The organism is Kitasatospora sp. NPDC091257 (assembly GCF_044757675.1).
Lineage (GTDB): Bacteria > Actinomycetota > Actinomycetes > Streptomycetales > Streptomycetaceae > Kitasatospora > Kitasatospora lactacystinica.
In genome coordinates, this window is the sequence record NZ_JBIVVI010000350.1 from 1 (window position 1) to 7,494 (window position 7,494).

Sequence of the window (7,494 nt, forward strand, 5' to 3'; positions counted from 1 at the left end):
GGCTCGCTCTCGATGTACTCGATCCACCGGTGGGGCTCGGAGAAGCAGAAGCAGGAGTGGCTGCCCCCGATGGTCTCCGCGGTGAAGTGGGCGGCCACCCAGGACGCGATCCGGGCGGACTCGTTCTGCTGCCCGCCCTCGTCGCCGCCCGCGCCGCCGAAGCCGCGGTGGGAGCCGCCGGCGCCGATGAACCAGTGCACCTTGCCCTCCTGGACGTACGTCCGGAAGCCGTCCAGGGTCAGCGAGGGGTCGGTGCCGTTGAAGCCGCCGAGGGCCATCACCGGTTCGCCGGTGGCGAGTTGGTAGCCGGCGGCGGTCTGCGAGCCGATCGTGGCGGCCGCCCAGGTGTAGTGGTCGGCGTTCTCCTTCAGCATGGCGGCGACCTCGTCGGTCACCTTGGGGCCGTCGAGCAGGCCGCCCATGCCGCCGGGGGGCGGGCCGCCGGCGGTGGCGCCGCCGGGGAGGCCGTCGGTGCCCGTGCCCTCGGGAACCTGCGCGCCGGGGAAGCCGGTGCCGCTGCCGGTGCCGTTGCCGCGCTCGTGGCGGCCGTTGCCGTGGTCGGTGCCCACCCCCGTGCCGCTGCCCGGGAAGCCCTGGCCGCCCGGGAAGCCCTGGCCGCCGGGGAAGCCCTGGCCGTTCTGCCCGCCCGGGAAGCCCTTGCCGCCCTTGCGCCCCGTGCCGCCCGGTCCGAACGCGCCGTCCACGCCCGGCCCGGCGGTCACGATCGAGCCGGTGTGCGGGGTGTTCACGGTGTCCACCGCGTACGCCGCCGGACCGCCGAGCGCCGCCGCCAGGCCCACCAGGCCCGCCACCGAGGCGATCCGCGCGCCGGTCCGGCCGGAGAACCGCCCGGTCGGCGACCCGGCGGCCGGCGAGCCGACGACCAGCGGACCGGCGGCCAGCGCCACCGCCGCGAGCAGCCCGCCGACCAGCACCGCCCAGCGCAGCCACGGCACGAAGTCCGGGCTACGGCCGAGCAGCACGAACGCCCAGACCGCCGTCACCGCGAGCGTCCCGGCCAGCACCAGCGCCCGGGGCAGCCGGTGCCGGGCCCGCCACAGGCCGTCCACACCCATGCCGACCAGCGCCGCGACGGCCGGGGCCAGCGCCACCGTGTAGTACTGGTGGAAGATCCCGGACATGAAGCTGAAGATCAGCGCGGTGGAGAGCAGCCAGCCGCCCCAGACCAGGAAGGCCGCGCGGGCGGTGTCGGTGCGGGCGTAGCGGCGGGTCGCCCAGAGGGCGGCCACCAGCAGGATCAGCGCGGCCGGCAGCAGCCAGGCGATCTGTCCGCCGATGTCGGTGCCGAACATCCGGGTCAGCCCGGTCCGGCCCCAGCCGCGACCGCCGCCGCGCATCGCACCGCCCGGCAGGTCGAGCCCGGCCGGCATCCGGGCGCCGCCGCCCACGCTGCCGGTCTCGTCGCCGTTGATCCGGCCGAGGCCGTTGTAGCCGAAGGTGAGCGAGAGGAAGCTGTTGTCCTGCGAACCGCCGACGTACGGGCGGGCGGAGGCGGGCAGCAGCTCGACGACCGCCACCCACCAGCCGCCGGCCACGACCATCGCCGCGCCCGAGAGCAGCAGCTGCCGCACCCGCCGCCACGGGCCGGTGGGCGCGACGACCAGGTAGATCACCGCGAACGCGGGCAGCACGAGGAAGGCCTGCAGGGTCTTGGTGAGGAAGGCGAGGCCGAACACCACCCCGGTGAACACCAGCCACCGGGTGCCCGCGGCCTCGACCGCGCGCACCAGCCCGTACGCGGCCAGCGTCAGCAGCAGCACCAGCAGCGCGTCCGGGTTGTTGAAGCGGAACATCAGCGCCGCGACCGGGGTGAGCGCCAGCGCGGCGCCCGCCAGCAGGCCGCCGAGCGGGGAGAAGCGGCGGCGCACCGTCGCGTACAGCACGCCGACGGTGGCCGCTCCCATCAGTGCCTGCGGGGCCAGCACCGACCACGAGGAGAGGCCGAAGATCCGCGCCGACAGGGCCATCGGCCACAGCGAGGCCGGGGGCTTGTCGACGGTGATGAAGTTCGCCGCGTCCGAGGACCCGAAGAAGAAGGCCTTCCAGCTCTGGGAGCCGGCCTGCACGGCGGCCGAGTAGAAGGAGTTGGCCCAGCCGGAGGCGCTCAGGCCCCACAGGTAGAGGACGGTGGTCGCGGCCAGCAGCGCCAGCAGGGCCGGGCGTACCCAGCGCGGGTCGTCCGCGCGCCCGCGCCAGGCGCGGGCCGGGAGGGTGCGCAGCCGGCCGGACCAGGACGCCGGACCCTTGGGGCCGGTGGGCGGCAGGGGCTGCTCGGGGAAGAGCGGCGCCGGGTCCGGCCGGGCCGGGCCGGGCGGCACCTCCGGCGGCGGGTGGTTCGCGGCCTCGGGCCACGGTTCGCCGGCCGGAGGGGAGTAGCTGCTCGTGGTCATGCGCCATACGGTGGGTGGCGCGGCTGAGAGAACCGTGAGACGGGGCTGTGAGGCGCGTGTGATCCGGAACGTCAGGCGGATGGCGGCATGGTGAGGTGCTCGCCCAGCCACTCCAGGGCCGGGGGGATCTCCCGGGTCCAGGTGTGGAAGTTGTGGCCGGCGGTGTCCAGGGTGATGGTGGACATCTTGGTCGGGGCCTTGAAGGCGGCGACCATGGCCCCGGTCTCGTCGCGGTTGTTCTCGTCCTTCGCGGTGGTCAGCAGCAGTGAGACCGGGGCCGGCGGCTGGTTCTTCAGCCGCCACAGCAGGTCGTTCTCCTGCTTCAGCCGGTCGTTGCCGCCGAAGAGGTCACCGGTGGTCGCGTCGTGGGCGGCGCTGTAGTAGCCGGAGAGGGCGACCGCCGCGCGGTAGGAGTCGGGCTTGCGCAGCGCGAACTTGAGCGCGCAGTAGCCGCCGGTGGAGTTGCCGATCACCGCCCGGTTGGCCGGGTCGGTGCCGATCCGGTACGTGGTGGCGAGGGCCTTGGGCAGGTCGGTGGTGAAGAAGGTCTCCACCTGGGGGCCGTTCGGCACGTCCACGCACTCGGTGTCCCGGTCGCCGACCAGGGTGGGGCGGGTCATCACCAGGACGGTCGGCGGCAGCTTCTTCTGCTCGATCGCGTTCAGCGTGGACGCCGGGTACTGCATCAGCGAGATCAGCTTCTCCGGAGTGCCCGGGTAGCCGGTCAGCACCAGGGCCATCGGGAAGCGCTGCTTGGCGTAGTCCGGCTGGAAGTACTGCGGTGGCAGGTAGACGTACGCCTCGGTGGTCAGACCGCTGCCGGCTCCTTTGACGTCGACCTTCTGGATCAGGCCGGAGCGCTCCGGGTCCGAGCCCTGGGCGGAGTAGAACCTCTGCTCGCCGGTGACGGCCACCCCGGAGGCGTTGGGCTGGTGGTCGACCACCGTGCCGAGCCCGCCGCTGGTGCCGAGCAGGTCGGTCCAGGAGCTGTAGAAGCCGAAGTAGCTGTTGGCGATCAGGCCCATCGCGGCCAGGACCGACACCTGGGTGGCGAGGAACGCGCCGATCCGGCCCAGCCACGCCTTCCAGCCCTTCCCGCCGAACCGCGGCCAGAGCCACATGGTGGCGGCGAAGACGGCGATCGCGAGGAGGGAGGCGATGATCTGGAGCGGGAGTCCGGTGAGACTGAGCACGAGCCCGATCGTAGTTGACCTCCGTGGAGGCCCCGGGGCGGCCCCTTCCGATGATCGTCCTTATCGGGTTGACCCGGATGGTTCGTGCTCGGCAGCATGTCGCCCTGACGCGTACGGGGAGTGCGCGGCGGATGACAGTGGGGTGGGGTCGTGAAGTCGATGCGGTGCGCGGGGTCTTCGGGTGGGGCGGGTCTGGCGGTCGGCGGGGTGCTGCTGCTCGCGGCCTGCTCCGGCGGGGGTGGTGGTGCCGCCGCGCCGAGCGCTTCGGCGACGGTCGTGCCGAGCGCCTCGGCGACGCCGTTCGGGACGACGCTCGCGCAGTCCCTGGAGCCGGTCGGCACCGGGCTGTCGAAGGTGGCCGCGGCGACGACCGTGAAGGAGGTCGAGACCGCGCTCGCCATCGTGGAGTCCAGTGCCGACCGCGCGGTCCGGAGCCTGAAGGCCGCCGGCGCACCGGACGGGGTCGACGCGGCGCGCACCGAACTGGTGACGGGCCTGAACACGCTCTCCTCCGAGGCGCTGACGATCCGCACCGACCTCAACCTCAAGAAGTACTGCACCGTCGGCGTCATCCAGGCACAGCTCGGCGGCGGCCAGGGACTGGTGGCGGTCCCCGCCGCGCTCGCCAAGCTGGCGACGGCCGGCCAGCCGGCCGCCCTCACCGTTCCGCAACTGCCCAAGCCGCAGCCGCAGCCGCGGGCCCAGGAGAACGGTTCCCCGGTCCGCGACGGCGGGAACCGCGGCAAGGGGGAGCTGACCTTCACCAACAACGGGGACGTGGACGCCGTCGTCTCGGTCGTCCAGGACGGCCAGGCCGTGGCCTCGATGTACGTGGTCAAGGGGCAGAAGGCCACCATCGAGGGCATCACGTCGGGCTCGTACGCCTTCCACTACACCACCGGAGTGGACTGGGACGCCGACGTGAAGCAGTTCACCCAGGACTGCCGGTTCGTCAAGGTCGGTGACAAGTACGAGTTCGAGCCGTCCGGGACGACCTGGACCGTCAAGCTCCGCGCGGAGGGCGGCGAGGGCACCGGCAATTCTGCCTGGCTGACCGCGGCCACCGCCCCGCAGCCGTAGCCGCCGCGTAGCCTCTGCCCGTAACGGGCATACCGGGACGGGTCGTTGCCTTCGGATGGCACGACCCGTGCCGGGCAGTGGCGAGTTCGGTCACAATCCTTGACCTCTTGAAGTGGCCATGGCACTTTCGTGCGGCGCGGGCGTCGGCGACCAGTCGTACACCCCGCGATCCCCCACAAGGAGAGCCATGTTCAAGAGATTTGTCGCGGTGGCCGGTACCAGTGCCGTCGTCGCGGGCGGGCTGGCCTTCGCCGCCGCCCCCGCGCAGGCCGTCCAGGCGGCCGACCTGACGTCCACCATCGCCCTGAGCAACTGCTCGGCCTCGCTGGTCCGTTACCCCACCTCGGTGGCCGGCGACCGCGCGCTGATGCTCACCAACGGGCACTGCCTGCCGACCATGCCCTCGGCCGGCCAGGTGATCCAGAACGCCACCGCCAGCCGCAGCGGCACCCTGCTGAACGGCGCGGGCAACAGCCTGGGCACCGTCCAGGCCGACAAGGTGCTCTACGCGACGATGACCGGCACCGATGTCGCGCTCTACCAACTCACCGACACCTACGGGTCGATCAGCTCCAAGTACGGCGCCACCGCGCTGACCATCAGCGACTCGCACCCGACCGACGGCGCGTCGATGTACATACCCTCGTCGTACTGGAAGCAGGTCTGGAACTGCTCCGTCAACGGCTTCGTGCCGACCCTGCGCGAGGACGAGTGGACCTGGCACGACTCGCTGCGCTACAGCTCCGGCTGCAACACCACGCACGGCACCTCCGGCTCGCCGATCGTCGAGTCCGCCAGCGGGCGGATCATCGGCATCAACAACACCGGCAATGACGACGGCGCCATGTGCACCCTCAACAACCCGTGCGAGGTGGCCGCCGACGGCACCACCAAGGCCTTCAAGGGCCAGAGCTACGGCGAGGAGACGTACTGGTTCACCACCTGCCTGAACTCCAGCCGGGCCATCGACCTCAACGTCTCCGGCTGCCTGCTCACCAAGCCGGCCGGCAGCGGCACCGTCTCGGTGACCAACCCGGGCAACCAGTCCACCGTCGTCGGCGGCGCGGTGAACCTCCAGATCGGCGCCTCCGGCGGCACCGCCCCGCTGTCCTACGCCGCGACCGGCCTGCCCGCCGGGCTGTCGATCAACTCCTCCACCGGCGTCATCGCGGGCACCGTCTCCACCGCGGGCAGCTCCACCGTGACCGTCACCGTCACGGACGCCGCGGGCACGTCGGCCTCCACCTCCTTCGCCTGGGCGGTCTCCACCGGTGGCGGCAGCTGCACCCCGGCGCAGCTGCTGGGCAACGCGGGCTTCGAGACCGGCACCGCCACCCCGTGGACGACGTCCAGCGGCGTGGTGGACAACAGCTCCTCGCAGGCGGCCCACGGCGGCTCCTGGAAGGCGTGGCTGAACGGCTACGGCTCGACCCACTCGGACTCGCTGTCGCAGACGGTGAGCATCCCGTCGGGCTGCAAGGCGACGCTGAGCTTCTGGCTGCACATCGACACCGCCGAGTCGGGCAGCACCGCGTACGACAAGCTGACCGTGTCGGTCAACGGCACCGCGCTGAAGACCTACTCCAACGTGGACGCCGCGGCCGGCTACCAGCAGCGCACCTTCGACCTGTCGGCCTACGCGGGCCAGAGCGTCACCGTGAAGTTCGCCGGGACCGAGGACGCCTCGCTCCAGACCAGCTTCGTGATCGACGACACCTCCGTCCAGACCGGCTGACCAGGTAACGCCCAAGGGGCGGTGGCCGGTTCGACGGTCACCGCCCTCGGGTGCGCACCGGCCTATGCTGGTCGGATGATCAAGCCGATAGAGCTGGTGATTTTCGACTGCGACGGCGTCCTGGTGGACAGTGAGGTGATCGCCGTCCGGGTGCTGGTGCGCCTGGGGGCGGAGCACGGCTGGCCGCTGACCGAGGCGGAGGCGATCGAGCTCTTCGTCGGACGGTCCGAGGCCGCCAATCGGGCGACGGTCGCCGAACGGCTGGGCGCCGAGACGGCCGTCCTGTGGAGCAAGCGCTTCGTCGAACTGCACGCCGACGCGGTCGACGCCGGGCTGACCCCCGTGGCCGGCCTCCCGGAAGCCCTGGCCGCGATCACCCTGCCCACCTGCGTGGCCTCCAGCGGCACCCACGAGAAGATGCGCCACACCCTGGGCCGCACCGGCCTCCACGACCACTTCGCCGGACGGATCTTCAGCGCCACCGAGGTCGCCCGCGGCAAGCCCGCGCCCGACCTCTTCCTGCACGCCGCGCGTTCGATGGGCGTCGACCCGGCCGCCTGCGTGGTGGTCGAGGACAGCCGGCCCGGCGTCGAGGCCGCCCGCGCCGCCGGGATGCGCGCGCTCGGCTACGCGGGCGGCGTCACGGCCGCGGAGCGGCTGGCGGGGCCGGGCACCGTGGTCTTCGACGACATGCGGGACCTGCCCGGCCTGATCGCCGCGGGCGCGGTTCACCAGGAGTAGGCCCCGCCCTCCGGGCAGGAGAACGACCCGCGGGGCCGGGCGGGCGCGGCAATTCGGTTGCCCGGCGCGGCCGGCGGGTGGCAGGGTCGGGCACCATGGCCTCCTCCCGCAAGCTGCACCCCGACGAACTGGACATCGACGAGGCCCTGGTGCGCCGGATGGTCGCCGAGCAGTTCCCGCAGTGGGCCGGTCTGCCGGTCGAGCCGGTGGAACCGGCCGGGACCAGCAACGCGATGTACCGGCTCGGGGCGGAGCTGGTGGTGGAGGTGGGCTTCGACTCGTCACCCGGCAGGCCGAGCCGCAGGTCGAGCGCGGGGGCGGCGAGCACGCCGAG

The 7,494-nt window shown here is 72.7% G+C and carries 3 protein-coding genes and 4 pseudogenes; 5 read left to right on the forward strand and 2 right to left on the reverse strand.

What is annotated here, in order from left to right:
* Positions 1–59: 59 nt before the first annotated feature.
* Both ACIQOV_RS17970 and ACIQOV_RS17975 read right to left on the reverse strand, forming a co-directional pair.
* A pseudogene (locus ACIQOV_RS17970) lies at positions 60–2,411 on the reverse strand (glycosyltransferase family 39 protein); the annotation flags it as partial.
* Between the two features lie 71 nt (positions 2,412–2,482).
* Complete coding sequence (locus tag ACIQOV_RS17975; protein WP_401049525.1) at positions 2,483–3,604, reverse strand: alpha/beta hydrolase; 1,122 nt, start codon at positions 3,602–3,604, stop codon at positions 2,483–2,485.
* A gap of 150 nt (positions 3,605–3,754) precedes the next feature.
* Between ACIQOV_RS17975 and ACIQOV_RS17980 the strand changes: the two genes are divergently transcribed.
* The 5 genes and pseudogenes from ACIQOV_RS17980 to ACIQOV_RS18000 form a co-directional block, all read left to right on the forward strand.
* On the forward strand, positions 3,755–4,684 hold the full coding sequence (locus tag ACIQOV_RS17980) for a hypothetical protein (protein ID WP_401049527.1): 930 nt from the start codon (positions 3,755–3,757) through the stop codon (positions 4,682–4,684).
* A gap of 187 nt (positions 4,685–4,871) precedes the next feature.
* A pseudogene (locus ACIQOV_RS17985) lies at positions 4,872–5,489 on the forward strand (trypsin-like peptidase domain-containing protein); the annotation flags it as partial.
* Positions 5,490–5,699: 210 nt separating this feature from the next.
* Positions 5,700–6,419, forward strand: a pseudogene (locus tag ACIQOV_RS17990) (putative Ig domain-containing protein); the annotation flags it as partial.
* A 75-nt stretch (positions 6,420–6,494) separates the two neighbouring features.
* On the forward strand, positions 6,495–7,160 hold the full coding sequence (locus tag ACIQOV_RS17995) for an HAD family hydrolase (RefSeq protein WP_401049529.1): 666 nt from the start codon (positions 6,495–6,497) through the stop codon (positions 7,158–7,160).
* Between the two features lie 95 nt (positions 7,161–7,255).
* A pseudogene (locus ACIQOV_RS18000) lies at positions 7,256–7,494 on the forward strand (hypothetical protein); the annotation flags it as partial.

Excerpts from the sequence above, each read along its gene's own strand:
- ACIQOV_RS17995 (WP_401049529.1), top strand. The coding sequence starts at position 6,495 with ATGATCAAGCCGATAGAGCTGGTGATTTTCGACTGCGACGGCGTCCTG.